General features: G+C 69.6%; 26 protein-coding genes. 13 read left to right on the forward strand and 13 right to left on the reverse strand.

Going from position 1 to position 26,183, the window contains the following annotated elements:
• The first annotated feature begins 1 nt into the window (after position 1).
• The 3 genes from FEF15_RS11810 (at position 2) to FEF15_RS11820 (ending at position 2,300) form a co-directional block, all read left to right on the forward strand.
• Positions 2–1,186, forward strand: a complete 1,185-nt coding sequence (locus FEF15_RS11810) for a cation:proton antiporter (RefSeq protein WP_163559373.1) — start codon at positions 2–4, stop codon at positions 1,184–1,186.
• A 269-nt stretch (positions 1,187–1,455) separates the two neighbouring features.
• Positions 1,456–1,794: a metalloregulator ArsR/SmtB family transcription factor gene (locus FEF15_RS11815; protein WP_163559374.1), complete on the forward strand. Its 339-nt coding sequence runs from the start codon at positions 1,456–1,458 to the stop codon at positions 1,792–1,794.
• Between the two features lie 56 nt (positions 1,795–1,850).
• Positions 1,851–2,300 carry a hypothetical protein gene (locus FEF15_RS11820; protein WP_163559375.1) on the forward strand — a complete coding sequence of 150 codons (450 nt, stop codon included), beginning with the start codon at positions 1,851–1,853 and terminating at the stop codon, positions 2,298–2,300.
• 71 nt (positions 2,301–2,371) lie between these two features.
• Here FEF15_RS11820 and FEF15_RS11825 read toward each other — a convergent pair whose 3' ends face one another.
• Positions 2,372–4,630 (reverse strand): cation-translocating P-type ATPase, encoded by a 2,259-nt coding sequence (locus tag FEF15_RS11825; protein ID WP_163559376.1) that lies wholly within the window; start codon positions 4,628–4,630, stop codon positions 2,372–2,374.
• An 80-nt stretch (positions 4,631–4,710) separates the two neighbouring features.
• Between FEF15_RS11825 and cadR the strand changes: the two genes are divergently transcribed.
• Entirely contained in the window at positions 4,711–5,178 is a 468-nt protein-coding gene (gene cadR / locus FEF15_RS11830) for a Cd(II)/Pb(II)-responsive transcriptional regulator (protein WP_163559377.1), read from the forward strand.
• Between the two features lie 83 nt (positions 5,179–5,261).
• Here the strand turns inward: cadR and FEF15_RS11835 are convergent, their stop codons facing one another.
• From FEF15_RS11835 to FEF15_RS11855, 5 genes are all read right to left on the reverse strand, one after another.
• Complete coding sequence (locus FEF15_RS11835) at positions 5,262–6,032, reverse strand: transporter substrate-binding domain-containing protein (RefSeq protein ID WP_163559378.1); 771 nt, start codon at positions 6,030–6,032, stop codon at positions 5,262–5,264.
• 142 nt (positions 6,033–6,174) lie between these two features.
• Positions 6,175–6,906 carry an ABC transporter permease gene (locus FEF15_RS11840; protein ID WP_163559379.1) on the reverse strand — a complete coding sequence of 244 codons (732 nt, stop codon included), beginning with the start codon at positions 6,904–6,906 and terminating at the stop codon, positions 6,175–6,177.
• On the reverse strand, positions 6,906–7,610 hold the full coding sequence (locus tag FEF15_RS11845; RefSeq protein WP_163559380.1) for an ABC transporter permease: 705 nt from the start codon (positions 7,608–7,610) through the stop codon (positions 6,906–6,908). Before FEF15_RS11845 ends, FEF15_RS11840 begins: the two co-directional genes overlap by 1 nt.
• Positions 7,611–7,634: 24 nt before the next feature.
• Entirely contained in the window at positions 7,635–8,405 is a 771-nt protein-coding gene (locus FEF15_RS11850; RefSeq protein WP_163559381.1) for an ATP-binding cassette domain-containing protein, read from the reverse strand.
• Positions 8,406–8,494: 89 nt separating this feature from the next.
• The gene (locus tag FEF15_RS11855) at positions 8,495–9,487 is read right to left on the reverse strand and encodes a succinylglutamate desuccinylase (protein WP_163559382.1); all 993 of its coding nucleotides are present in this window, start codon (positions 9,485–9,487) and stop codon (positions 8,495–8,497) included.
• Between the two features lie 155 nt (positions 9,488–9,642).
• On the opposite strand from FEF15_RS11855, the gene FEF15_RS11860 reads away from it, so the two are divergent.
• Both FEF15_RS11860 and wrbA read left to right on the forward strand, forming a co-directional pair.
• A complete protein-coding gene (locus tag FEF15_RS11860) occupies positions 9,643–10,524 on the forward strand; it encodes a class I SAM-dependent methyltransferase (protein WP_163559383.1) in 882 nt (293 codons plus the stop codon).
• A gap of 91 nt (positions 10,525–10,615) precedes the next feature.
• The gene (gene wrbA / locus FEF15_RS11865) at positions 10,616–11,212 is read left to right on the forward strand and encodes an NAD(P)H:quinone oxidoreductase (protein WP_163559384.1); all 597 of its coding nucleotides are present in this window, start codon (positions 10,616–10,618) and stop codon (positions 11,210–11,212) included.
• Between the two features lie 81 nt (positions 11,213–11,293).
• Here the strand turns inward: wrbA and FEF15_RS11870 are convergent, their stop codons facing one another.
• Both FEF15_RS11870 and FEF15_RS11875 read right to left on the reverse strand, forming a co-directional pair.
• Entirely contained in the window at positions 11,294–12,367 is a 1,074-nt protein-coding gene (locus FEF15_RS11870) for a tartrate dehydrogenase (protein WP_163559385.1), read from the reverse strand.
• On the reverse strand, positions 12,364–13,266 hold the full coding sequence (locus FEF15_RS11875) for an alpha/beta hydrolase (protein ID WP_163559386.1): 903 nt from the start codon (positions 13,264–13,266) through the stop codon (positions 12,364–12,366). Before FEF15_RS11875 ends, FEF15_RS11870 begins: the two co-directional genes overlap by 4 nt.
• Positions 13,267–13,368: 102 nt before the next feature.
• Between FEF15_RS11875 and FEF15_RS11880 the strand changes: the two genes are divergently transcribed.
• A complete protein-coding gene (locus FEF15_RS11880) occupies positions 13,369–14,319 on the forward strand; it encodes a LysR family transcriptional regulator (RefSeq protein WP_163559387.1) in 951 nt (316 codons plus the stop codon).
• A complete protein-coding gene (locus FEF15_RS11885; RefSeq protein WP_163559388.1) occupies positions 14,316–15,641 on the forward strand; it encodes a glycosyltransferase in 1,326 nt (441 codons plus the stop codon). Before FEF15_RS11880 ends, FEF15_RS11885 begins: the two co-directional genes overlap by 4 nt.
• Positions 15,642–15,660: 19 nt before the next feature.
• On the opposite strand, the gene FEF15_RS11890 is transcribed toward FEF15_RS11885, so the two are convergent.
• The 3 genes from FEF15_RS11890 to FEF15_RS11900 form a co-directional block, all read right to left on the reverse strand.
• Positions 15,661–16,347 (reverse strand): VTT domain-containing protein, encoded by a 687-nt coding sequence (locus FEF15_RS11890; protein WP_163559389.1) that lies wholly within the window; start codon positions 16,345–16,347, stop codon positions 15,661–15,663.
• A 79-nt stretch (positions 16,348–16,426) separates the two neighbouring features.
• Positions 16,427–17,356, reverse strand: a complete 930-nt coding sequence (locus FEF15_RS11895; protein ID WP_163559390.1) for an ABC transporter substrate-binding protein — start codon at positions 17,354–17,356, stop codon at positions 16,427–16,429.
• An 83-nt stretch (positions 17,357–17,439) separates the two neighbouring features.
• Entirely contained in the window at positions 17,440–18,615 is a 1,176-nt protein-coding gene (locus FEF15_RS11900) for a TauD/TfdA family dioxygenase (RefSeq protein WP_163559391.1), read from the reverse strand.
• A 128-nt stretch (positions 18,616–18,743) separates the two neighbouring features.
• Here FEF15_RS11900 and FEF15_RS11905 point away from each other — a divergent pair, with 128 nt between their 5' ends.
• A complete protein-coding gene (locus tag FEF15_RS11905; protein WP_163559392.1) occupies positions 18,744–19,610 on the forward strand; it encodes a LysR substrate-binding domain-containing protein in 867 nt (288 codons plus the stop codon).
• 23 nt (positions 19,611–19,633) lie between these two features.
• On the forward strand, positions 19,634–20,029 hold the full coding sequence (locus tag FEF15_RS11910) for a hypothetical protein (RefSeq protein ID WP_163559393.1): 396 nt from the start codon (positions 19,634–19,636) through the stop codon (positions 20,027–20,029).
• Between the two features lie 12 nt (positions 20,030–20,041).
• On the opposite strand, the gene FEF15_RS11915 is transcribed toward FEF15_RS11910, so the two are convergent.
• Complete coding sequence (locus tag FEF15_RS11915) at positions 20,042–20,857, reverse strand: M90 family metallopeptidase (protein WP_163559394.1); 816 nt, start codon at positions 20,855–20,857, stop codon at positions 20,042–20,044.
• Between the two features lie 9 nt (positions 20,858–20,866).
• Positions 20,867–22,438 (reverse strand): bifunctional GNAT family N-acetyltransferase/carbon-nitrogen hydrolase family protein, encoded by a 1,572-nt coding sequence (locus tag FEF15_RS11920; protein WP_163559395.1) that lies wholly within the window; start codon positions 22,436–22,438, stop codon positions 20,867–20,869.
• A 237-nt stretch (positions 22,439–22,675) separates the two neighbouring features.
• Here FEF15_RS11920 and FEF15_RS11925 point away from each other — a divergent pair, with 237 nt between their 5' ends.
• From FEF15_RS11925 to FEF15_RS11935, 3 genes are all read left to right on the forward strand, one after another.
• On the forward strand, positions 22,676–23,836 hold the full coding sequence (locus FEF15_RS11925; RefSeq protein WP_163559396.1) for an ABC transporter ATP-binding protein: 1,161 nt from the start codon (positions 22,676–22,678) through the stop codon (positions 23,834–23,836).
• A 4-nt stretch (positions 23,837–23,840) separates the two neighbouring features.
• Positions 23,841–25,130 (forward strand): ABC transporter substrate-binding protein, encoded by a 1,290-nt coding sequence (locus FEF15_RS11930; RefSeq protein WP_163559397.1) that lies wholly within the window; start codon positions 23,841–23,843, stop codon positions 25,128–25,130.
• A gap of 158 nt (positions 25,131–25,288) precedes the next feature.
• Positions 25,289–26,176 (forward strand): sugar ABC transporter permease, encoded by an 888-nt coding sequence (locus FEF15_RS11935; protein ID WP_163559398.1) that lies wholly within the window; start codon positions 25,289–25,291, stop codon positions 26,174–26,176.
• Positions 26,177–26,183: the final 7 nt, after the last annotated feature.

The raw sequence follows: 26,183 nt of genomic DNA on the forward strand, positions 1-26,183 counted from the left end.
CATGCCCTGGAGCGCCATCGACAGCTCGCCCGCCACGCTGGCCCTGATCTTCCTCGGGATCATCCTGTCACTGAGCATCTTCGCTGACAGCCTGGCCGCGCGAACGCGGCTGCCGCGCATCTCGCTATTGGTGGTCGTGGGTGTCGGCGTGGCGCTGGTCCAGCAACTGGTGCTCGATTCGCCCGGCGCGCGGCCGCTGGCCGACCTCGGCGAACCCTTGATCCAGGTGGCCCTGGTGATGGTGGCCTTCCTGCTGGGCGGCGAGCTGACCTGGGCGCGGCTGCGGAGCACCGGGCCGCTGATCCTGATCGTCTCGCTGTCGGTGATCGCGGTGGGGGCGCTGGTGGTCGGCGCGGGGCTGTGGCTGCTCGGCTTTCCCCTGGCGGTGGCGGTGAGCCTGGCCGCCATCTCCGTGGCCACCGACCCGGCGGCGGTCAGCGAGACGGTGCACGAGAGCGGCGATACGCGCCTGCGCGCGCGGCTGCTGATGGGCATCGTGGCCATCGACGACGGCTGGGGCGTGCTCGCCTTCGGCCTGGCCATGGCGCTGCTCAGCTGGTGGCTCTCCGGCGACGGCAGCACGGCGCTGCTGCTCGCCGGCTGGGAGCTGGGCGGGGCGGTGCTGCTCGGTGCGGCCGTGGGGCTGCCGGCCGCCTGGCTCACCGGCCGGCTACGCCCGGGCGAACCCACCCAGGTCGAGGCCATCGCGCTGATCCTGCTCCTCGCCGGCCTGGCCGACTGGCTCGGCGTCTCGGCCCTGCTCGCCGCCATGGTGGCCGGCACCCTGGTGGCCAACCTGTCGCGCCATCACTCCCGCTCGTTCAACGAGATCGAGCACATCGAGTGGCCCTTCCTGGTGTTCTTCTTCGTGCTCTCCGGGGCGAGCGTCGACCTGGCCCGGCTCGACGACGCCCTGGGCATGACGCTGGCCTACCTGGTGCTGCGCCTGGTCGGGCGCTACCTGGGCGGGGTGCTCGGCGTGCGCCTGGCCCGCGAGCGCCAGGCCGAGCTGCCTCGCGACATCGGCCTGGCGCTCACGCCCCAGGCGGGGGTGGCGATGGGCATGGCGCTGCTCGCCGCCGAGCGCTTTCCGGCGCACGGGCCCGCGCTGATCGCCACCGTGGTCGCCTCCACGGTGCTCTTCGAGGCGGTGGGGCCGTTGCTGGTGCGTCGCGTGCTGCGCTGAGAGGGGGGTGACGGGTATTCGGATCAAGGGTATGGAGGGGGGCCTCCGGTCGTGCTCTGCCGAAGTCGCGCAGCCTGAATATTTCATGATTGCATGAATTATTGAGTTCAACTACTTTTGAAATGAGGTGCCGGGTAGCGTCGCTATTGCTCTCGGAAAGTTGTCCGCCCTCGCTCGCTGACTCCCAGGGCACATCGGGGCGCTGCCCGATGCCCACAAACGCCAGGCGCATCAGGCGCCAGCCTGACGATTCTTACGTGGCACGAACCATGAATCAGGACAACGACGATATCGTCGCCAGAAAGCTGACCGCCCTCGCGCATCCCATCCGCCTGGCAGCGATTCGCCAGCTGGCGGCAGCGGGGCCCACCGGCCTGGCGGCAGGCCGGCTCAGCGAGCGCCTGGACGTGGCTCCCAATGCGCTGACCTTCCACCTGCAGAAGCTCGCTGCCGCGGGCCTTGTCGAGTCGCGCCGAGAGGGTCAGTTCGTCTATTACCGCGCCGTGTTCGATGCCCTGCTGGCGTTGACGGACCACCTGGTCGGTGCCTGCTGCAGCGAGGTCGAGGAAAACTGCGGGCCAAACTGCCCCACGAGCCACCGCCGGTAACGCTTCGCCTCTCCTGCAGGGTGCAGCCGTACCGTTCATGGCAAGAGGAGCGCAAGATGATCCAGACAGATTCCGCCAAACCTTCCTGGCCCCGGGCAATAGGCATCGGCATTGCGGTGTCGGTGCTCACTGCCATCGTGATGGTCGCCTTGTTGAAGGCCGGTATCTCGCCCTTTCCGAAGCCACCCTCCCTGGCCTTTGCCGAGACCCTGCTGGCGCGGCCGCTACCGATGCCGGTCGGCCTGCTGTTCCACACCGTCTACGTGACCTTCTGGTCGGTGGTGTTCGTTCGCTATTTCCCGCGCAAGACCCTGCCGACCGCGCTGGGCCTGGCCGCCGTGCTGTGGGGGGTGATCCTGGTGGTGTTCTTTCCGGTGGTGGGCTGGGGGCTCGCCGGCCTGGCGATCGGTCCCCAGCTGATCCCGGCGTCGGCCGTGCCGCACCTGCTGTTCGGCCTCCTGCTGTGGGGGCTGGACCGCTACCTTGCCAAGCCGTCTCACCCCTGAGCGCAGCGGTGTGCCATGCCAACGACCGCCACCGCCCGCATCGCCCCACGGCTCCCTGATGTCATCCCTTCTTAGCGCTCGGTGGTCGGTGTCATGGCGCCGGCCGGCCCGCTAGAGGTGGTCAGGTCGCGCGCTCGTGGCGGCCCGATACCGAGCAGCCGCAGCCCGTTGGCCACCACGATGAGGCTCGCGCCCATGTCGGCGAACACCGCCATCCACAGGGTGGCATGGCCGCTGAAGGCGAGCGCCAGGAACACCGCCTTGATGCCCAGCGCCAGGGCGATGTTCTGCACCAGCACCCGGCGCGTGGCGCGGGAGAGGTCGAGGAAATCGACCAGCCGGCGAGGGTCGTCGTCCATCAGCGCCACGTCGGCGGTTTCGATGGCGGCGTCGCTGCCGGCGGCGCCCATGGCGAAGCCAAGGTCAGCGCGCGCCAGCGCCGGGGCATCGTTGATGCCGTCGCCGACCATGCCCACCGGCCCCTGGGCGGCGCGGGCGTCGATCATCGCCAGCTTCTCCTCCGGCAGCAGGGCGCCGTGCGCCTCGTCGATGCCGGCGGCCTCGGCGATGCGGGCGACGCTCGCCGGGTTGTCACCGCTGAGCATCAGCGTCTTCACGCCGCGCTGGTGCAGGGCGTCGACGGCCGAGCGGCTGGTCTCGCGCAGCGGGTCGCTGACCGCGAAGAGCGCCAGCGGCCGGTCGGCCTCGCCGAGCAGCACCACCGTCTCGCCGCGCGCCTCGCGCTCGGCCAGCCGTGCGGCCAGGGCGTCGTCCAGCGTGGCATGCGCCTCCAGCAGACGGCGGTTGCCGAGCCAGACGCGATGCCCCTCCCAGGAGGCGACGATGCCCTGGCCGGGTTGCTCGTGGACGTCGCTCACCTCGAGCGGGGCGATGCCGTCCTCCTTGGCGGCCGCGGCGATGGCGGCGGAGACAGGATGGCCGGAGCGGGTGGCCAGGCCCGCTGCCAGGGCACGCAGTCGCTCCCGTTCCGCTTCATTCAGGGCGTCGTCGAGCGCGTCCCAGTGGCTCTGCGCGGGTTCGCCGCGGGTCAGGGTGCCGGTCTTGTCGAAGGCGAGCCAGGCCAGGCGGTGACCCTGCTCGAGGAAAGTGCCACCCTTGATCAGAATGCCGCGCCGCGCCCCGGCGGCCAGGCCGCTGACGATGGTCACCGGCGTGGCGATCACCAGGGCGCAGGGGCAGGCGATCACCAGCAGCACCAGGCCGAGATACACCCCCTCCAGCCAGGCGACGCCGACCAGCCAGGGCCAGGTCACCGCGGCGAGCAGGGCGAGAACGAACACCGCTGGCGTATAGACGGCGGCGAAGCGGTCGATGAAGCGCTGGGTGGGGGCGCGGCTCGCCTGGGCCTGCTCCACGGCGTGGATGATGCGCGCCAGCGTCGTGTCGCTGGCGGCGCGGGTGGTGTGGTAGGTGAACTCGCCGTTGCGGTTCACGCTGCCGGCAAACACGGCGTCACCGGGCGTCTTGTCCACCGGCAGGCTCTCGCCGGTGATGGGCGACTCGTCCAGTGTGGGGTGGCCCGCTGCCACCTCGCCGTCCAGCGCCAGGCGCTCGCCGGCGCGCACCCGCACCCGGCTGCCCACGCTGACCGTCTCGGCAGGCTGGCGCTCGAAGCGGCCGTCGGGCTGTTCGACGTTGGCCGTCTCCGGGGCCAGGTCGAGTAGCTCGCGGATGGCGCGTCGCGCGCGGCCCAGCGAGCGCGCCTCGATGCGCTCGGCGAGGGTGAAGAGCACGATCACCATGGCCGCCTCGGCCCAGTGACCGATGAGCAGGGCGCCGGCGACCGCCACGCTCATCAGGGCGTTGATGTTGAGCGTGCGGTGGCGCAGGGCGATGAAGCCCTTCTTCCAGGTGGGCAGGCCGACCAGGGCGATGGCGGCCAGCGCCAGGAGGGTGGGCAACCAGGGGGTGGCCAGCTCGAGCCATTCGCCCACCTCGGCGGCAAGGGCGATCAGCGCCGCCACGCCCAGCTTGGCCCAGGGCTCGCGCTCGCTGGGCGGCTCGGGGCGGCGGGTGCCGTCCAGGGTGACCGCGGTCATGCCGGTGGCGGCGATGCGCCGGCGGATCGCCTCCTCGTCGGCATCGCGGTGGTGCACGGTGAGCACGCGTCCCATGAGGTCGAACTCCAGCGCTTCGACGCCGGGGGCATCCTCGAGCGCGCGGCGCAGCAGCCCCTCTTCGGTGGGGCAGCACATGTCGGCGATGTGCAGGCGCAGGGAGCGGGTGTCGGTGGGTGCTGCGTCATGGGACGGGGCGGCGTTGGGGCTCTCGCCGCCGCAGCAGCCGTTGCAGGACGATCGTGTGGTCATGTCGGGCTCCTTGCCAAGATTGTCCCTATGACACACCCTGTAGCCACTACAGGGTCAAGCGCCATCGGCGAGGAGAATTCATGAAGATCGGTGAACTGGCCGCGGCCACCAGCTGCGCAGTGGAGACCATCCGCTACTACGAGCGCGAGGGGCTGTTGCCCGAGCCGACGCGCAGCCGCGCCAACTACCGGCTATACGGTGACTCCCACGCCCAGCGGCTGCGCTTCATTCGCCACTGCCGGGCGCTGGACATGACGCTTGAGGAGATTCGCACCCTGCTCGACTACCACGACCATCCGCGCCAGCCCTGCGATGCGGTCAACGGCCTGATCGATGACCACCTGGCCCACGTGGAGGCGCGCATCGCCCAGCTCCAGGCGCTGCGCGAGGCGCTGGTCGCCCTGCGCTCGCGCTGCGCGGGGGCGGCCGACTCGGCCCACTGCGGCATCCTGCAGGAGCTGTCGCAGCCGCTGGACGGCGAAGCGCTGGCCGTGCCCGAGACGGACAGCCATGTGCCGGGGCCGCATCGCGGCGGTGGCACGGGCTGAAACGCAATCGCCCCCGGCCGTGGCCGAGGGCGATGTGGGAGTAGAGGCTCGACGAGCGCGCTGGCGATCAACCGCCGTGGCACTCATTCCTCGCCAAAGTACTTGGCGTGAATCTCGTCGTAGGTGCCATTCTCCTGCAGGGTGTCGAGCGCCTCGTTGAAGGCCTGGGCAAGCTCTTGGTCGCGCTGGCGGAAGGCGATGCCGAAGCCCTCGCCGAAGTACTCCTTGGGCTCGGTGATCATCTCGCCCACCACCTTGTAGTTGCCGGCTTCGCTGTCGAGTAGGGTGGACTTGCCGATGGGGAAGTCGAGGAAGACGGCATCGAGACGCCCGGCATCCATGTCCAGCACCATGTCGTCGGCGGTGGCATAGCGGTTGACGTCGGCCACGTCGCCGTACATGTCGGTGACGTAGTTGTCCTGCAGGGTGCCGCGCTGCACGCCGATGGTCATGCCTTCCAGGGTCTCTTCGCTGGGCGTGCCGATCTCGACGTCGGCGGGCGCGAACCAGGCGGAGGGCGGGGTGATGTAGGGATCGGAGAAGAGCACCTGCTCGCGGCGCTGCTCGTTGATGGTCATGGAGGACATGATGGCGTCGTACTTGCGCGCCATCAGGCCGGGGATGATGCCGTCCCAACCCTGCACGACCCACTCGCACTCGATGCCGATCTCGGCACACAGGGCGTTGCCCAGCTCGATGTCGAAACCGGTCAGCTCGCCCTCGGGCGTGCGGTACTCCATGGGCTCGTAGGGCACGTCGACGCCGATGCGGATGTCACGGACCTCGGCGCTGGCGCTGCCGGCGATCAGGGCGGTGCCGAGCACGCCGAGGCTTAGGATCTTGTGGAGCTTCATGGGCTGTCCCCTGTTGTTGGTGATGTCGCCGGGTAGGCGATGACCCGTCCAAGATAGCGGATGGTCCGGCGGGCCGAAAGGGGGAACCGGCGGGTTTCGAACGCCAGTTCCCAACGCTCGTTTTACGCTGCTCGGTGCCGGCTCAGCCGCTGGCCGGCTTGAGGTGGGCGAGCAGGCGCCGCTCGAGCCAGCGGAAGAAGTAGAGGATGGCGAAGGTCAGGCACAGGTAGATGGCCGCCACGAACAGGAAGGCCTCGAAGGGCGCGTAGTAGCGCGCGTAGACGAAGCGGGCCGCGCCGGTGAGGTCCATGATGGTCACCACGCTGGCGATGGCGCTGGCGTGGAGCATGAAGATCACCTCGTTGCCGTAGGCGGGCAGGGCGCGGCGAAAGGCGCTGGGCAGCACGATGCGGCGCAGCATGAGCCTGCGCGACATGCCGTAGGCGCGCGCCGCCTCGATCTCGCCGCGCGGCGTGGCCTGAATGGCGCCGTGGAAGATCTCGGTGGTGTAGGCGGCGGTGTTGAGCGTGAAAGCGATCAGCGCCGGCACGAAGGGCTTCTCGAGAATCACCCACAGCCAGGTCTCCTGGATGCCCTCGACGAACACCACCCCGTAGTAGATCAGGTAGAGTTGCACCAGCAGCGGCGTGCCGCGAAACACGTAGGTGTAGGCGAAGATCGGCCACTTGACCCAGGGGCGCTTCGAGCCGCGGCCGATGGCCAGCGGCACGGCGGCCACCAGTCCGATCACCAGCGACAGGAACACCAGCTGCACGGTGGTGGTAAGCCCCTCGCCGTAGTAGCCGAAGGTCTGCAGGGTAAAGATGCTGTTGTCGGCCAGTTGGGCCTCTAGCCAGGTCATCAGGGCGTCCATCAGTCCGCCTCCCGGTAGCCGACGTTGTAGCGTTTCTGCAGTCGCGCGAAGCCCCATTCCGAGACGCTGGCGATCAGCAGGTAGATAACGGCCACGATGAGCATGAAGGTGAAGGGCTCGCGGGTAGCCTTGGAGGCCTCCGAGGCGACGCGCACCATGTCGGAGAGGCCGATCACCGAGACCAGCGCCGTGGTCTTGAGCAGCACCATCCAGTTGTTGGAGAGCCCGGGGATGGCGTGGCGCATCATCTGCGGAAAGCGGATGCGTCGGAACACCAACCACTGGCTCATGCCGTAGGCGCGTCCCGCCTCGATCTGGCCGCTGTCCACGGCGAGGAAGGCGCCGCGGAAGGTCTCGCCCATGTAGGCGCCGAAGATCAGGCCGATGGTGATCACGCCGGCGACGAACTCGTTGACGTTGATGAAGATGTCGATATCGAACTGGTAGTAGAGCCAGTCGGTGAACATGTTGATGCCGATCTGGCCGCCGAAGAACATCAGCATCATCAGCACCAGGTCGGGTACGCCGCGGATGATGGTGGTGTAGAGGGTGCCGATGCGATGAGCCAGCCAGCTGCGCGACATCTTGGCGCTGGCGGTGATGAGGCCCAGCACGATGGCCAGCGCCAGCGACAGCACCGCCAGCTCGATGGTGACCAGGGCGCCTTCGGCGAGGCGCGGGCCGTAGCCATGCAGGTCGATCATGGGTCTATCCTCATGGGGCCCCGCTCAGTGCTTGGGCGCCAGGAACTGCTTGAGCCGCTCGGATCGCGGGTTGCCCAGCACGTCCGCCGGCGCGCCGGCTTCCTCGATCACGCCCTGGTGCAGATAGATCACCTGGCTCGAGACGTCGCGGGCAAAGGCCATCTCGTGGGTCACCACGATCATGGTGCGCCCCTCCTTGGCCAGGTCGCGCATGACCTTGAGCACGTCGCCGACGAGCTCGGGGTCGAGGGCCGAAGTGGGCTCGTCGAAGAGCATCACCTCCGGGTCCATGGCGAGCGCCCGGGCGATGGCGCCGCGCTGCTGCTGGCCGCCGGACATCTGCGCCGGATAGGCGTCGGCGCGCTCGCTGAGCCCCACCCGGTCGAGCAGGGCGCGGGCCTGTTCGATGGCTTCCTTCTTCGGCTTGCCGAGCACGTGGACCGGGGCCTCGATGACGTTCTCGAGCAGCGTCATGTGCGCCCAGAGGTTGAAGCTCTGGAACACCATGGAGAGCTTGGCGCGCATGCGCACGACCTGCTTCCAGTCCGCCGGCTCGCGGCCGTGCTTGGTTTGTTTGAAGCGAACCGTCTCGCCGTGGACGATCAGCTCGCCCTCGTCGGGCTGCTCGAGAAGGTTCATGCAGCGCAGGAAGGTGCTCTTGCCGGAACCGGAGGCTCCGATCAGGGTGATCACATCTCCCTTGTGGGCCGCGAGCGACAGCCCCTTGAGGACTTCGGTGTCGCCGAAGCGCTTCTTGATGTTGCGCACCTCGAGGGGAATCGGGGTATCGGCCATGGGGCGGCTCCAGGTCGGACGAACGGGCTGGCACGAAAGAGGGCGATTTTAACAGGCCAGGGCGGTTTGGGCAGCGGCTCCTGGCCGGTTCAGCGCTCCGGGGGTGCCTCGGGACGCACCAGCAGCGCGGCCCGCGCGCCCAGCTCGACCTGGGCATTGGGGAAGACCACCCACAACGGCGCCTCGCCCACGATGAAGGGACCGGCCTCGCCATCCTCGGTGAGCCGGGTACCGGGGGCGAACTGGGTGAAGTTGGGCGTGTCGTCGGCAAAGCACAGCCGGAAGTCCTGGCTCTCGCGCCTGAGCTCGTGGACGACCCGGAAGTAGGTCATGCCCGCCGGTTCGGCGCTTGGCGGTGTCTCGCCGGCGATCAGCGCCTCGAGCAGCCGTGCCATGGGGGCGAGGGCGGCCAGGTCGTTGTCGCCGAAGGAGCGCACCCGACCCAGCTCCAGGGTGAAGACTTGGGCTGAGTGGTAGTGCTTGGAATAGTGCGAGAAGGTCCAGCTGTGCTGGTGCTGATGCAGCACGGCCTGGATATCGGCGGCGGCCAGCCAGCGCCACTGCTCGGGGCTGACCGGCGTGGCGGCGAAGGGGCTGACCGCAAAGCGCGGGTAGTGGCTGTCGCGGATCGCCGTGTGCAGATCGTAATGCAGACGTTCCTTCCCCGGTTGGCGGGCGAAGAAGGCGTCCACCGCGGCCATCAGCTCGCGGGCGCGATCGGGCTCCGGGCCGTGCTCCGCCAGGTCGCGGTGAAACAGCCGGTTGAGGTTGGTGTCCAGGTAGCGCACGCCCGCACGGATCGCCTCGAGGTTGCCAAGGATCACCAGCAGCGGCGCGCCGAGGCGCAGCAGGCCGGCCTCGAGGCGAGCCAGCGCCGCGCCGAGCAGCTCGATGGGGGCGGTCTCGTTGCCATGAATGCCGGCTGAGAGAACACCGACGCGAGCAGCGGGGCCCGGGCGGTCGGGGGTCAGCTCGAGCAGTCCGGGGGCGTGAATCGTGAAGCGACCGCCGGGCACGCGGCCCTCGCGCGGTGTGGCGGTAGCGTGCTCTTCCAGACTGGCGTCGAGCCATTCGGCCAGCATGACAGTCTCCCTGGGCGTGTCGATGAGGCCGCGGCAAGCGGCGCTGCAGCGCTGACAGTCTACCCTCGCCCATGACCATGGCCCAATGGGCGGCTCTCGCCGCGTGGCGTAGGCTCGACATCCTGCCCTCTTTACCTGCCTTCCGGGAGTGTGCCATGTCCGCCGAACCCTACGACCTGGGCCGCCATCTCAACGACCACTATGCCGGACCGGCCGGCCAGGGCGAAGGCCTGCTGGCGCGGCTTCATGAGGCCTTCCGCGCGGCCGGGCGCGAGCCCGATCGGCTGAGCCTGGATGACATCGCCGGCATCGACCAGCTGCACCTAGGCGGGCGCACGGCCAGCCGTTCCCTGGCGACGCTGGGCACGGTGGCGCCGGGCGAGCGCGTGCTCGACGTGGGGTGCGGCACTGGCGGGGCCAGCCGCCTGCTGGCCGACGAGTACGGCGCCGAGGTCACCGGTGTGGACATCACCCGCGACTTCGTGGCGGTGGCGAGCTGGCTGAGCGCGGCCACGGGGCTCGCCGAGCGCACCCGCTTCCTGTGCGCCGACGCCGCGGCCGTGCCCCTGGCGGCGGGCAGCGTCGAGGTGGTGTGGTGTCAGCACGCCCTGATGAACATGCCCGCGGTGCCTCGCGTGCTGGCCGAGTGGCATCGGCTGCTGGTGCCGGGCGGTCGGGTGCTGCTGCACGAGGTGGTGGCCGGCGACAACCGCGAACCGTTGGCCCTGCCGGTGCCCTGGGCCCGCAGCGCGGCGACTAGCCATCTGCGCTCGCGGGAGGCGCTCGAGCGCTGCCTGGCCCTGGCCGGCTTCGTGCCCGAGACGGTGCGCGATGTCACCCAAGCCGCGCTGGCCTGGCGACAGACCCGCAGCGAGCACGAGAGCATTGCCGCCGTGTCGGCGGCTGGGCAATCCATGCCCGGTCCCGCCCTGATCTTCGGCGATGACTTCCCGCTCATGGGGCGCAACCTGCGCGACAACCTGGCTGCCGACAAGGTGCGCATCCTCGAGGGGGTGTGGCGGCGCGGCAATCGATGAAATCGAACCTAGGCGACGAAAACCTTCGCTTTTTTGCACGCGGCCAGCCCGTATGCTGTGATCGTTCATCAGCCAACAGAGGAGCGTTGTCATGACCCAGGTTCTCGTGCTTTATCACTCCATGTACGGTCATATCGACACCCTGGCCGGCGCCGTCGCCGAGGGCGCGCGCCAGGTGGCGGGCGTCGAGGTCACCGTCAAGCGGGTACCCGAAACCATGGACCCGGAGACCTTCGCCAAGGCCGGCGGTCAGCAGTTCGATACCCCTGAGGCGACGCCTCAGGAGCTCGTCGACTACGATGCGGTGATCTTCGGCAGCCCCACGCGCTTCGGCAACATGAGCGGCCAGATGCGCAACTTCCTCGACCAGACCGGCGGCCTGTGGGCCAAGGGGGCGCTGCGCGGCAAGGTGGCGAGCGTCTTCACCTCCACCGGCACCGGCGGCGGCCAGGAGACCACCATCACCTCCTTCTGGCACACTCTGGCCCACCAGGGCATGGTCATCGTGCCGCTCGGCTATGGCATCGGCGAGCAGTACATCTTCGATCAGGCCGGTGGCGGCAACCCCTATGGCGCCTCGACCATCGCCGGCAGCGACGGCTCGCGCCAGCCCGACGAGCGCGAACTCAAGATCGCCCGCTTCCAGGGCGAGCACGTGGCCAGCATCGCCGCCAAGCTCGCCGCCTAAGCGCCGTCACGGCGACGCCGTGTCAGACACAGGCCCCGCCCGGGTACTCTCGGCGGGGCCTTGTGGTGTCAGGAAGCCGCCTCAGCCGGCGATGCGCGCGGCGATGGCGCGACCCAGGCTCTGGGTGTTGCCTTTGCCGCCGACGTCCGGCGTCAGCACGGCCGGGTCACCCTCGGCGAGCACCGCCTCGAAGGCGCCGACGATGGCCTCGCTGGCCTCCTTGTGGCCCAGGTGCTCGAGCAGCATGGCGCCGGACCAGACCTGGCCGATGGGGTTGGCGATGCCGCGCCCGGCGATGTCCGGGGCGCTGCCGTGCACCGGCTCGAAGAGGCTCGGGAAGGTGCCGTCGGGGTTGATGTTGGCCGAGGGCGCCACGCCGATGGTGCCGGTGCAGGCCGGGCCCAGGTCGGAGAGGATGTCGCCGAAGAGGTTGCTGGCCACCACCACGTCGAACCAGTCGGGGTGCATCACGAAGTTGGCGGTGAGAATGTCGATGTGGAATTGGTCGACGCTCACGTCGGGATAGTTCGCCCCCATGGCCTTCACGCGCTCGTCCCACCACGGCATGGTGATGGCGATGCCGTTGGACTTGGTGGCCGAGGTGAGCTTCTTCCGCGGCCGCGACTGGGCCAGCTCATAGGCGAACTTGAGCACCCGGTCGACGCCGGTGCGGGTCATCACGGTCTCCTGGATCACCACCTCGCGGTCGGTGCCCTCGAACATCTTGCCGCCGACGCTGGAGTATTCGCCCTCGGTGTTCTCGCGCACCACGTAGAAGTCGATGTCGCCCGGCTCGCGGCCGGCCAGCGGGCTTTTCACGCCGGGCAGCAGCTTGCAGGGGCGCAGGTTGACGTACTGGTCGAAGCGGCGGCGGAACTGCAGCAGCGACCCCCACAGCGAGATGTGGTCGGGCACCGTCTCCGGCCAGCCCACGGCGCCGTAGAAGATGGCGTCGAAGTCCTTCAACCGTTCGAACCAGTCGTCGGGCAGCATCTGGCCGTGCTCGGCGTAGTAGTCGCAGCTGGCGAAGTCGAAGTGCTCGAGCTCGAGATCGATGGCGAAGCGCTTGGCAACGGCCTCGAGGGCGCGCAGCCCTTCGGGCATCACTTCCTTGCCGATGCCGTCGCCGGGAATGACAGCGATGCGCTGGGTCATGGGGTGTCTCCTGAGTGGTCGTGGGGGAAGAAGTCGGTGATCTGTGCGAGCAGCGCCTCGGGGGCCTCCTCGGGCAGGTAGTGGCCGCAGGGCAGCGCCTCGCCCTCGACCCGCTCGGCCACGCGGCGCCACTCGGCGAGCGGGTCGAAGCAGCGCTCGATGACGCCGTGCTCGCCCCACAGCACGCGCAGCGGGCAGGCGATGCGCCGCCCCGCGTCGCGGTCGGCGCGGTCGTATTCCAGGTCGATGGTGGCGGCGGCGCGGTAGTCCTCGCACAGGGCGTGGGCGGCGCCGGGCTGGGCCAGGCAGCGCTGGTACTCGGCGATGGCCGCCGGGTCGAAGGCGTCGAGACTGGCGTGGCGGCCGCCCATCGTGCGGGTGATGTAGGCGTCGGGCGAGGCCTCGATCAGCGTCTCCGGCAGCGGCGCCGGCTGGATCAGAAAGAACCAGTGAAAATAGGCGGTGGCGAAGGTGCGGTCGGTCTGCTCGTACATGGCCAGCGTCGGGGCGATGTCGAGCAGCATCAGCCGATCGAGCGCCTCGGGGTGGTCCATGGCCAGGCGGTGCCCGACACGCCCGCCGCGGTCGTGGCCGCACAGCGAAAAGCGCGGGAAACCCAGCTCGCGCATCACGGCGACCTGGTCGGCGGCCATGGTGCGCTTGCTGTAGTTGGCATGATCCGAGTCGCCGGGTGGCTTCGACGCATCGCCGTAGCCGCGCAGGTCGGTGGCCACCACGGTGTAGTGGCGCGCCAGCGGCTCGGCCAGGCGGTGCCAGATCGCATGGGTCTGGGGGTGACCGTGGAGCAGCAGCAGTGGCGGCCCCGAGCCGCCGATGCGGCCGTGGATGCGCACGTCGCTGTCGGTGGCGATGTCGAAGGTGCGAAAGCCCGTAAACATCCTCTCTCTCCCTCGAGGGTGGCGATGACAGTCTAGCCCTTGTGGCCCTGAGGATAATCGGGCTGAATGGAAAGGCATTGTTGATTTCAGGTGGAGAATTGCGTGGCCCCGCTCGATGACCTGGCCTTCTTCCAGCAACTGGCGCGCGCCGGCAGCCTCACCGCCACGGCGCGCACGCTCGGGTTGTCGCTGTCGGCGGTGAGCAAGCGCTTGAAGCAGCTCGAGGCGCGCCTGGGGGTGACGCTTGCCAGCCGCACCACGCGCCGGCTGACGCTGACCGCCGAGGGCGAGCGTTACCTGACACGTGGCACGGCGATCCTCGAGGAGCTCACCGAGCTGGAAGAGACCCTGGGCGAGCAGCGCGCGGCGCTCTCCGGGCCGCTGACGGTCAACGCCACCTTCGGCTTCGGGCGGCGTCACGTGGCGCCGCTGCTCTCCGCGTTCTGCCGCCAGCACCCCGGTATCGAGGCGCAGCTCGAGCTCACCAACTTCCCCTTGAGCCTGGGGGAGCGCGAGGTGGACATCGGCATTCGCGTGGGCGAGCCGCCGGACTCGCGCCTGGTGGCGCGGCGCATCCTGGCCAACCGGCGCGTGCTCTGTGCCGCCCCCGCCTACGTGGCACAGATGGCACCGCTCGAGTCGCCGGCCGACCTCGCCGCCCACCCCTGCCTGGTGCTGCGCGAGAACGCCAGCGACTTCGCGGTGTGGCGCTTCCAGCGTCGCGACGCCAGCGGGGCGACCCAGGCGATCAAGGTGAGCGGCCCGCTCGCCAGCAACGACGGCGAGGTGATCGTCGGCCTGACGCTGGACGGCCACGGCATCGCCCTGCGCTCCTGGTGGGACGTGCACGCCCAGCTGGCAAGCGGCGCACTGGTCGAACTGCTCCCCGCCTGGCAGGGTGTGCGCGCGGATTTTCACGCCGTCTATGCCCAGCGGCGCCATGTGCCGCTGCGTATCCGCGCCTTCATCGCCTATCTTGAGCAGGAGATGGAGCGTCGTGTGCCGCCTTTGCCGTCAGGGGAACGCCAACACCAGGGAGAGTCGTCATCGTGAATGTGCTGATGTTCACCAATACCTATCTGCCGATCGTCGGCGGGGTCAGCGAATCGGTGCAGCGCCTCAAGGTGCAGCTGCAGGCCGCCGGCCACCGTGTGCTGGTGGTGGCGCCGCGCCTCGAGGGGCAGCCGCGTCACGAGGCCGACGTGGTGAGGGTGACCGCGGTGCAGCACTTCAACGGCAGCGACTTCTCGCTGCCGGTGCCCATTCCCGGGCAGCTCTTCGAGGCCATCGAGGCCTTCGAGCCCGATGTCGTCCATGCCCACCACCCCTTCCTGCTCGGCGACACGGCAGCCCGCGCCGCCGATACCTATGGCCTGCCCCTGGTGTTCACTCACCACACCCTCTACGAGCACTACACCCACTACGTGCCCGGCGACTCGACGCGCATGCAGCGCTTCGCCAAGGCGCTGGCCACCGAGTACACGCGCATGTGCGATGCGGTGATCGCCCCCAGCGAGAGCATTCGCGACCTGCTGCTCGCGCGCGACGCCAACCCCGCGATCGCGGTGGTGCCGAGCGGGGTGGACACGGCCCGCTTCGCCGGCGGCAGCGGCGCGGCATGGCGGCGTCGCCTGGGCATTCCCGCCGAGGCCTACGTGATCGGCCACCTAGGGCGCCTGGCCCGGGAGAAGAATCTCGCCTTGCTGGCCGCGGCGGTGGCCCGGGCGCTGGCGGCGCTGCCGGCGGCGCACTTCCTGGTGGTGGGCGAGGGCGAGGCGCGCCAGGCCCTGGTGGACGCCGCCGCGGCCGAGGGCGTGGCGGCACGCGTGCACTTCACCGGCTGCCTGCACGGTCAGGCGCTGATCGATGCCTACCACGCCATGGACGTGTTCGCCTTCGCCTCGCACAGCGAGACCCAGGGGATGGTGGTCGCCGAGGCGATGGCGGCGGGGCTGCCGGTGGTGGCCGTGGACGCCCCCGGGGTGCGCGAGGTGGTCGAGGAGGGCGTCAACGGGCGGCTGCTCGCCGAGGACGATGCCGAGGCTATGGCGGAAGCGCTGGTGGCACTGGCCGCGCCCGACGCCCGGGCGCCGCTCGCCGAGGGGGTGCGGGCCACGGCCGCTATCTACGACGAGGCGCGCTGCGCCGAGCGTTGCCTGGCCGTCTACCGGCAGGCCATTGCCCGGGGCGGGCCCTTCACCCACGCTGATGACGGCGGCTGGGAGCGGGTGCGCGCGCGGCTGGGCGCCGAGTGGCGCCTGCTGCGCCACCGCGGGCGGTTGCTCAAGCAGCTGGTGCAGGAGGAGTGGGAGCAGGAACGCCCCGACTGGTGGCCGCGGCGCGGCGAGAGCGAGTCGGAACTGCCGCCCAAGTAGCGCCTCACCCAAGTAGCGGTTACCCCTGCCGCCGGCTCCGACGCCGATCAGCCCAGCGTTTGAGCCCCGCCAGCAGGGCCACGCCGGCCAGCACCCCGCCGAGGGACCACAGGAGGTCGCCGCGGCTGTCGGCGGTGGCCAGCTCGCCGAGCTGGCTGCCCAGCAGGGTGACGCCGGCAAGGCCCGGCAGGATACCCAGCGCCGAGCCGATCATGTAGTCGCGAAAGCGCAGGCGGAAGGCGCCGGCCATCAGGTTGGTCAGGGTGAAAGGCGCCAGAGGCAGCAGGTTGACCAGCGTCATGGTGCGGATGCCGCGCCGCGTCAGGTAGCGCGACACGCCGCGCAGGTGCTTGCCGCCGTGGCGCACCAGTGCCTCGCGGCCGATCCGTCGCCCCACCCACCAGGTGAGCATGGAGGCGGCGAGGGTGCCGGCGAGCGCATAGGCGAAGCCCCACCAGGGGCCGAACAGCAGCCCCGTCAGCGCTACCAGCAGGCTGAGCGGGAACATCACCAGCGACGCGCCGGCGTAGACCGCGATCACCACCAGCACCGCCCAGCTGGCGTCGCGCCAGGCCACCGAGCCCTTGGCCAGGGCCAGCAGCGCCTCCAGGGTCAGCACCTTCTCCAGAGCCAGCCACTGCCAGCCGAGCCCCAGGGCCACCAGCACGGCCAGCGCGACGAACAGGAAAAGAACCGAACGGGGCATGGCGGGCGCCTGGACTGCGAAGGGGCCTACAGGATACGGGGGCGGCGCCCGCCTTCCAATGGCGCCCGCGGTGTGGGGATCAGAGCGAGAGCGCCTCGCGCACCGCCGGCCAGGCGGGCTCGCCGTCGCGGTCGCTGACCTCGGCGAGCATGGCCTCGACCCGTGCGGCGTTGTCGCGAATCCACTGTTCGGCCACAACCGCGACGTCGCGCTCCTCCTGGCCGTACTCGCGGATCATCCAGCTCTGCTCCTCGGCGCTGAAGGTGAACTGCGAGAAGAAGGTGGCCAAGTTGGGATGGGCCTCGGCGTAGTCGCCGCGCATCAGCGTCAGGACATCGCTCTCGCCGTTGTTCGCGCCGAACAGGTCCTGGGGATCGTCGAGGTAGCGCATGGGCAGCTCCAGGTTCATCCAGTGCGGCGTCCAGCCGACCCAGACGATGGGCGCCTCGCGCGAGATGGCGTCGCGCGCGGCGCTGAGCATGCCCACCGTGCTGGTGTCCACCACCTGCCAGTCGCCCAGCCCCCAGGCGTCGTCGTCGATGGCGCCATGCAGGATCTCGCTGGCCGCGGAGCCGGCGCCGAAGCCGTGGATCTGGCCCTCGAAGCGCTCGCGGTTCTCGTCGAGGTCGGCGAAGCTCTGGATGCCCGCCTCGTAGAGGTACTCCGGCACGGCCAGGGTCATCTGAGCGCCGTCGACGTTGTTGGCCAGGCTCTGGATGGCGCCGTTCGCCTCGAGGGGCTCGAACATCTCGCGCTGGGCGGGCATCCAGCCGCCCAGGAAGACGTCGATGTCGCCGCTCTCCAGGCCCTGGTAGATCACCTGCAGGCCGATGTCGTGGCGGCGGCTGTCGTAGCCCAGCGGTTCCAGCAACTGCTGGGCGATCTCGGTCTTGACGGTGATCCCCGGCCAGGCCGGCACGCCGAAGTCGAGGGTGGCGTCGTCGGCGGTGGCGTTGGCGGCCAGGCCGACGGCCAAGGCAGTGAGAGAAGCGGTCAGAGGCAGTTTCATGCGGGACTCCTTGTCGTAGTGGTGACCGGCGCCTTGTCGTCGGATTGTGGGTGGCGCCGGGCGACGGGAAGCGGCGGATGGGGTCAGGGCTGGCGGGCCAGCACCCGCAGGCGCGACTCGAGCATGTCACGGTCGAGGTAGGTGCCCTGGAGGTGGCGCCGGCCGGTATTGGGGTCGAAGGCAGCGCGCCCGTGCAGCACGCGCCGGTTGTCGAAGGCGATCATGTCACCGGGCCGCAGGCTCAGGTCAAGCTGGTGGCGCGGCTCGTGGAGCAGCGTCCAGAAGCGGTGATAGGCGCGGTACCAGGGCTCGATGACCTCGGCAGGCAGACGCAGGGTGTCGCGAATCCAGTTGTTGAAGCGGACTTCCACGACCCGGCCGTCGGCGTTGCAGGCGAGGATCGGCGCGCATATGGCGATATCCTGCTCCTCGTCCTGGAAGCGAAAATCAATGGGCGTCTCGCTCAGCAGGCGGAAGGCTTCGGGGTCCTCGCGGCGCAGGGTCTCGGCGACCTGGTAGCCATCGGCGAACAGCGACTCGCCGCCCTCGGCGTCGTTCTCCAGGCAGTAGAGCAGCTGGATGGCCGGCGGGTGTTGCCAGTTGGGCAGGTCGGTATGCAGCGCCAGGCCGATGGCAGTATAGGCGGCGTTGTTGGGGTTGGGCTTGGACTGCACGTCGAAGCGGGCGCCGAAGTTGGTGGCGCGCAGCGGGCCGATGCGCGTGGCGAGCCGGCTGACTTCCTCGTCGGCGAGCGGGCCCTCCTCGAGCAGCACCAGGCCGTCGCGAATCAGCGCCTCGAGCCAGGCGCGCTCGCCGGTCGCGCTGCCGGTGAAGTCGGCATGGCGGATCCGCTCGAGGCGATAGGCGTCGTCCCAGGGTCGCGGTGCGGGCAGTGGGGAGGCGGCGGCCTGGCCCGGACGGCGCTGGTGCAGCCAGCCGCCGTCGAAGCGGCTCTCGTGGCCATCGGGCCAGGTCAACTGCAGGTGGCCGTCGGTCAGGTGCATCTCGCTGGCGGGCGCCACGGTGGCGCGGGGCAGGACCAGGCGCTCGCGGGTCTGGGGATGACGGCACGCGGTGCAGGCGCAGTGGTCGCGCAGCCACAGCCAGGGGAGGCGGGCCTCGGTGCCGTCCTCCCAGGTCAGGACGACGCCATCGGCACCGGACCGGGCGTCGCGCAGCCGGGGGGCGTCGACGTAGGGCGCGAGCTCATGCATGTCTACCTGCTCGGCGCGGGTCTCAGGGGATGGGGTGGCGAGCATCTCGGCCTCCTCGGGTGGCGATCGGGATTGATGATGGTCAAGGCTCTCTAGGGTGGGGTGTGGTAGTGGCACTGACAAACGATTAATCTGGACCCTATGGCCAAGCTCAACTTATCGCTCGCTTACTCATGAGTCCCCTACCGCCGCTGCTGTGGCTGCAGGCCTTCGAGGCCGCCGCGCGCACCCTGAGCTTCACCGCCGCCGGGCGCGAGCTGGGCGTGACCCAGGCGGCGATCAGTCAGCGCATCCGCCTGCTCGAGGACCGCCTGGGGCAGAAGCTCTTCGTGCGCCACCCGCGCAGCCTGACCCTGACCCCGGCGGGCCAGGCCTGGCTGCCCAGCATCCACGATGCCTTCGCGCGGCTCGCCGAGGGCACCCAGGAGGTGTTCGGCGCCGCGCCGGCCCGGGCCGTGACCCTGCGCACCACGCCGGTGATCCAGCAGAGCTGGCTGGCGCCGCGCCTGCTGGCCTTCCATCGCGCTCACCCGGAGGTGGCCGTGCGCCTGGTCAGCGCCATCTGGCCCGACGACTTCGGTCCCCAGGGTGCCGACCTGGAGATCCGCTACGGCCTGGGCGACTGGACGGACATGGAGGCGGTGTCGCTGGGCGACGAGAGCCTGCTGCCGGTCTGCGCGCCGGCACTGGCGGAGCGGCTGGACGAGCCGGCCGACCTGGCCGGCCACACCCTGCTGCACGCCCTGGGATTCGCCACGGGATGGCCGAACTGGCTGGAGCAGGCCGGGGTGGCCGGGCTCGAGCGCCACTGCTCGGCGCTCAACTGCGACAACCAGGTGATGACCCTGGCGCTGGCGAGCCGGGGCGGGGGGGTGGCGCTCACCCATCGGCGCCTGCTCGAGAGTCGCGACGACCTGGTCGTCCCCTTCGCCCTGGCCGTACCCAGCGAGGAGCGCTTCTGGCTGGTGCGGCCGCTGCGGCGCAGCGACCATCCCGACGCGCTGCTATTGTGGGAGTGGTTGCAGCCGACGGCGGCATGACTGTCACCAAGGGGAGCCCGACCATGATTCGATACCTCAGCGCCTTGCTGCTGGCCGGCGCCTGGCTGGCGGCTTCGCCGGCGCAGGCCGAGGGGGTCGAGGGGCGCGACAAGCGAGAGGTGCGCGCCGTCGAACGCGGCGAGCGCTGGGAGGAGCGCGCGCCACGACAGCGGCGCGAGCGCTCCTTCCAGCACCGGGACGAGGCGCCCGAGCAGCGCCGGTCCGCGGCCGGCATCGAGCTGATCGTCGACGGCGAGTGGCTGCAGCGCTGGCGCAGCCTGGAGTATCCACAGGACCAGGGCGGGCCCGATCTGTGCCGCCAGCGCGGGCGCATCACCTGGTCGACGCGCCGGCTGGCCTGTCCGGACCGGCTGCCCATCGAGGGGCTGCGGCGCGACTCGACGCGCCCGGAGGAGTGAGCGCGGTGTTGCTCAGCGCGGTATTGCCGGCTCGCTCGGCAGCCGCGCCAGCGGCGCCTGGCGGAAGTAGCGGGCGAGCAGGGCGTAGAGCTCGGGGTAGGCGGCGTGGAGCACGTCCGGGGCGGTGAAGAAGTGCTCGCAGCACACCGCGAAGCATTCGCCGGGGTGAGTGGCGGCGTAGTCGTCGATGGGCGTCGCCTCGCCGCGGGCCAGGTGCGCCTGGAGGTCGTCCCACACGGCGGTGAAGACGCGGTGCCACTCCTTGGGATCGATATCGCCGGGCAGCGGGGGGAAGCCGTCGACGTCGAGCGAGTTGCCCAGGTCGAGCTTGTGGGCGAGTTCGTGGATCACCACGTTGAAGCCTTCCAGGCCGCCGCTCTCCATCAGGTCGGTGAAGGAGAGCACCACTGGCCCCTGGTGGGAGGTCTCGCCGGCGCGCTCGTCCTCGTAGGCGTGCATCACGCCGAACTCGTCCATCTCCTCCACTTGGCGGCGGAAGGCGTCGGGCAGGACCTGGATCTCGTGCACCCCGGCGAAGGCCTCGAGGTGCTCGGCGTCAGACCAGCCCAGGGTGAGCAGGCAGCCCTGGGCGGCCAGCGCCAGGCGCGCCGGCAGGTCGAAGGGCGTGCTCTCGGCCAGCTCGGGATGCAGGCTGATTCGTTTGCTGTGCAGAAAGCGCCAGGCGCGCCAGCCCAGCCGCTCGGCCTCGTCGTCGCCGAGTGCCGCCAGCAGCGGCAGGCGGGCGCGGGCCTCAGCCCAGTCGGCCTCGGGCAGGGGGTGGCGAGCGGCGAAGCGCTCGGCGCGCCAGCGGTGCAGACGCTCCAGCATCGGCTCTCCTCAGTTGTCGTCGAGATCCGCTCCCGACTTCCACGACCAGTCGCGCCAGCGCAGGTCGAAGAGGTCCTTGCGGCGATCCTTGAGGTTGGTCACCGAGCCCTCGGCGCGCACCACGGTGAGCCGCGTCAGGTCGAGGTCCGAGAACATCACCATCTCGGTGTTGGGGGTGGTCTCGGAGAGCACGGCGTCGTGGGGGAAGGCGAAGTCCGAGGGCGAGAACACCGACGACTGGGCGTACTGGATATCGAGGTTCTCGATGGAGGGCACGTTGCCCACGCTGCCGCACAGCACCACGTAGCATTCGTTCTCGATGGCGCGGGCCTGGGCGCAGTGGCGCACCCGCAGATAGCCGTTCTTGGTGTCGGTCCAGAAGGGCACGAAGAGGATGTCCATGTCCTGGTCGGCGAGCAGCCGCGAGAGCTCCGGGAACTCCACGTCGTAGCAGATCTGGATGCCCACCCGGCCGGCGTCGGTGTCGAAGACGCGCAGCTCGTCGCCGCCGTCGATCACCCAGTCGCGACGCTCCTGAGGGGTGATGTGCAGCTTGTCCTGATGCTCGATGGTGCCGTCGCGGTGGCACAGGTAGCTGACGTTGTAGAGGCGGTCGTCGTCGCGCAGCTCGATCATCGAGCCGGCGACGATATTGATGTTGTAGGCCACCGCCATGCGCGACAGCTCGGTGACGAACTGCTCGGTGAAGCCGGCCAGAAAGCGGATCGCCGCCTGCTGGTCCTGCTGGGCGGCGCGGTCCTGCAGGCCCATCAGCGGGGCATAGAAGAGCTCCGGGAAGACCGCGAAGTCGCTCTGGTAGTCGGAGAGCGCGTCGACGAAGTACTCCACCTGCTGCAGCACCGCCTCCACGGAGTCGAACTCGCGCATCTGCCACTGCACCGCGCCCACCCGCAGCTGGGTGGGGCGGTTCTCGAGAACCCGCTCGGCGGGCTCGAAGAGGATGTTGTTCCACTCCAGCAGGGTCGCGTAGCCCTGGGATTTCTCATCCTCGGGCAGGTACTTGCGCAGCAGCCGCTTGACCTGGAAGTCGTTGGCCAGCTGGAAGGAGAGGATGGGGTCGTGGATCTCCTTGCGCGCCACCTTCTCGATGTACTCGGTGGGCGAGAGCTCGTCGGCGTGCTGGTGGTACTCGGGGATGCGCCCGCCGGCCAGTATCGCCCGCAGGTTCATCGAGCGGCACAGCTCTTTGCGCGCCTCGTAGAGGCGCCGGCCCAGGCGGTAGCCGCGGTAGTCGGGGTGGATCAGCACGTCCAGCCCGTAGAGGGCGTCGCCTCCCGGGTCGTTGAGCAGTATCTCGCGATTGCCGATCAGGTCGTCGTAGCGGTGCGGGTTGGAGAACTCGTCGTAGTCGACCCGCACGGTCAGGGCTACGCCGACCAGCCGGCCGTCGTCCTCGATGGCGATCTGGCCGTCGGGGAACTCCTGGATCAGCCGGTCGATGCTGTGCCGGGGCCAGGCGCCGCCGATGTCGTCGTAGACGGCATCCATCAGCGCCTTGAGCTGGGGGTAATCCTCCTGCGTCAGGTTGCGCAGGTTCAGGTGCAGGTCGTCAAGGGACATGGAGAGTCTTCCTGAGCCTAGGGGGTGCGGCATTCTAGCATGCTCGCCCCGCTCTCCTGCGAGGTGTCACGGCGGCGTCATGCCCGTGTCATCGCGCGGTCATCACGGGGTCATGCCGCGCAGTCACCCTGCAGAGAGGACAAACCGGCACGAGCGACTACGCTTGAGGGGAGCACAGTGACCCAGCAGGTGAGACCCCTGCCAGTGACGGCATGGGGCAGCGATACCGGGCAAGGCATGAGCGACAACAACAACAAGCGCATCACACTCGACAACGTCAGCAAGCACTGGGCCGGGGACCCGGCGGTGGATCGCGTCTCCTTCACGGTGGCGTCGGGGGAGTTCGTGATCCTGCTCGGGCCCTCGGGCTGCGGCAAGTCCACCACGCTGCGCATGATCGCCGGCCTCGAACTGGCTTCCGGCGGGCGCATCCTCATCGGCGAGCGCGACGTGACGCCGCTGGCGCCGGGCGAGCGCGGCATCAGCATGGTGTTCCAGTCCTACGCGCTCTTTCCCCACCTGAACGTGGCCGACAACATCGTCTTCGGCCTGCGCAGCCGCAAGGTGCCCAAGGCCGAGCGGGGCGAGCGCCTCGCGCGGGTGGCCGAGCTGGTGGGACTTTCCGGCTACCTCGAACGCAAGCCGGCCCAGCTCTCCGGCGGCCAGCGCCAGCGCGTGGCCCTGGCGCGGGCGATCATCTCCGAGCATCCCATCTGCCTGATGGATGAGCCGCTCTCCAACCTCGATGCCCGCCTGCGCGGCGAGATGCGCCGCGAGATCAAGTCGCTGCAGCAGCGGCTGGGCATGACCGTGATCTACGTGACGCACGACCAGGTGGAGGCGATGAGCATGGGTGACCGAGTGATCCTGATCCAGGATGGGCGCATCGTTCAGGACGGCACCCCCGGCGAGCTCTACGACCGCCCGGCCACGGCCTTTGCGGCGAGCTTCATCGGCAGCCCGGCGATGAACCTGGTGGCGCTGGCCGCGGCGGCAGACGGCGCGGTGATCGACGGCGAGCCCCACTGCCACGTCGCCAGCCATGCCGCCAAGGGGCACTGGCTGGGGCTGCGCCCCGAGGCGATCCAACTGGCCCCGGCCGATACCCCCGGGGTGCCGGCCGAGGTGCTTGATGCCGAGTACCTGGGGGCGGACACCATCGTGCGCCTGCAGGTGGGCAGCCAGCAGCTGCGTGCCCGGGTGCCGGGGGTGCCCGACCGGCGGCCCGGCGAGGCCTGCCGGCTGCAGTGGGCGCCGGAATCCATGCACTTCTTCGATGGCGAGAGCGGTCAGCGTCTGGCTCTTGCCGGTTACGATGTCGCGGCCCCGCCGCACCCGCTGACGCCGCGCGAGGCACTGGGCGTCTCCTCCCCGCACGGCACCCATCCACAGGAGTGAACCCATGAGCGCTTTCCTTCCCCGTACCCTCGGCGGCCTGGCCGCTGCCGGCCTGCTGGTGGCCGGCCAGACCACTGCCCAGCAGGAGCCGGTCGAACTCACCATGTACTACCCGGTGGCGGTCGGTGGGGCCCTGACCGAGGTGATCGACGGCCTGGTCGCCGATTTCGAGGCCGATCACCCCGACATCGCGGTCGAGGCCATCTACGCCGGCAACTACGACGACACCCGGGTGCGCGCCATGTCGGCGGTGGAGGCGGGTGACGCCCCGCAGCTCTCGGTGATGTTCTCCATCGATCTCTACGAATTGCTCGAGCAGGACGTCATCGTCGCCTTCGACGAGGTGGTCGAGAGCGACGAGGAGCGCGAGTGGCTCGACAGCTTCTACCCGGCGCTGATGGAGAACGGCACGCTGGACGGCAAGACCTACGGCATTCCCTTCCAGCGCTCGACCATCGTCTTCTACTGGAACAAGGAGGCCTTCGCGGCGGCCGGGCTCGATCCCGACACCCCGCCCGAGACCTGGGAGGAGATGGCCGAGATGGGTGCGACCATCCGCGAGGCGGGCGAGGGCGACCGGTGGGGCGTGATGGTGCCCTCCACCGGCTACCCCTACTGGATGTTCCAGGCCTTCGCCTTCCAGAACGGCCATCGTCTGATGAGCGAGGACGGCACCGAGGTCTACTTCAATGACCCGGCGGCCGTGGAGGCGCTGGAGTACTGGGTGTCGCTGGCGGCGGAGCACGACGCCATGCCCGACGGCGCCATCGAGTGGGGCACCCTGCGCCAGAACTTCATCGAGGGCGCCACCGCCATGATGTGGCACAGCACCGGCAACCTCACCGCGGTGAAGAACGAGGCCGACTTCGACTTCGGCGTGGCCATGCTGCCCATGAAGACCCAGCGCGGCAGCCCCACCGGCGGCGGCAACTTCTACCTCTTCAAGGACGCCACGCCCGAGGAGCGACGCGCCGCCATGACCTTCATCCGCTGGATGACCGCGCCGGAGCGCGCCGCCACCTGGTCGATCGAGACCGGCTACATGGGCGTGAGCCCCGCCGCCTACGAGACCCAGGCGCTGCAGGAGTACGTCGAGGAGTTCCCGCCGGCCGCGGTGGCCCGCGACCAGCTCGAGCACGCCACGGCGGAGCTCGCCACCTACCAGGGCGGTCGGGTGCGCCGGGCGCTGGACAACGCCGTTCAGGCGGCGCTGACCGGCCAGATGTCCCCGCAGGAAGCGCTCGACCAGGCCCAGGCCGAGGCCGACGCGGCGCTGCGACGCTACGCACGCTGACGCCCTGATAGCTGATAACCGCGATCAAGGGGGTGCGGGGACAGGCCAATGAGGAGGTCATTTGCCAGGGATGGCAAATGTAGCGTCCACGGAGGGATTCACAGCGCCTCCTCAGTGGCCTTTGTCCCCGGGTAGCCCCCTCCTAGACGGGACGAACCATGGCGAACCCAACCACTGACCGCCGCATGCAGGTCTACGGCGCGCTGCTGCTGTTGCCGGCGGCGGTGCTGCTCGGCACCTTCGCCTACCTGCCCATCGTCGCCACGCTGATCAACAGCCTCTTCCTGCCCGGCTTTCGCGATGCCCCGACCGAGTTCGTGGGACTCGAGAACTATGCGCTGCTGCTCGAGGACAGCACCTTCTGGCAGGTGGCGCGCAACAATCTCTTCTACGCCCTGGGCACCATCCCCACCTCCATTGCCATTGCCTTGGGCATGGCGCTGTTCGTCAACGGCCGCCTGCCGGGGCGGGGCCTGGTGCGCATGGCCTACTTCACGCCCACCGTGCTGCCGATGATCGCCGCGGCCAATATCTGGATGTTCTTCTACGCGCCGCAGATCGGGCTGTTCAATCACCTGCTGGGTGCGATCGGCATCAGCGGGCCCAACTGGCTGGGCGACCCGACGGTGGCGCTCACCTCGGTGATCGTGATGACGGTGTGGAAGGAGGCGGGCTTCTTCATGATCTTCTATCTGGCGGCGCTGCAGAGCATCCCGCCCGAGCTCGAGGAGGCGGCCAGCCTGGAGGGCACCGGCCGCTGGAGTTACTTCTGGCGCGTCACCTTCCCGCTGCTGATGCCCACCACGCTCTTCGTGCTGATCAATGCGCTGATCAACGCCGTGCGCGTGGTGGATCATCTGTTCATTCTCACCAAGGGCGGGCCCAACAACGCCACCAACCTGCTGCTCTACTACGTCTACGAGAACGCCTTCTCGTTCTTCGACCGCACCTACGCCGCCACCATCACGGTGGTGATCCTGCTGGTGCTGGCCGTGGTGGCCACCATCAAGTTCCGCGTGCTCGATCCGCGCACGCACTACCAGTGACGGTCGA

This window comes from Halomonas sp. NO4 (assembly GCF_010994375.1).
GTDB lineage: Bacteria > Pseudomonadota > Gammaproteobacteria > Pseudomonadales > Halomonadaceae > Halomonas.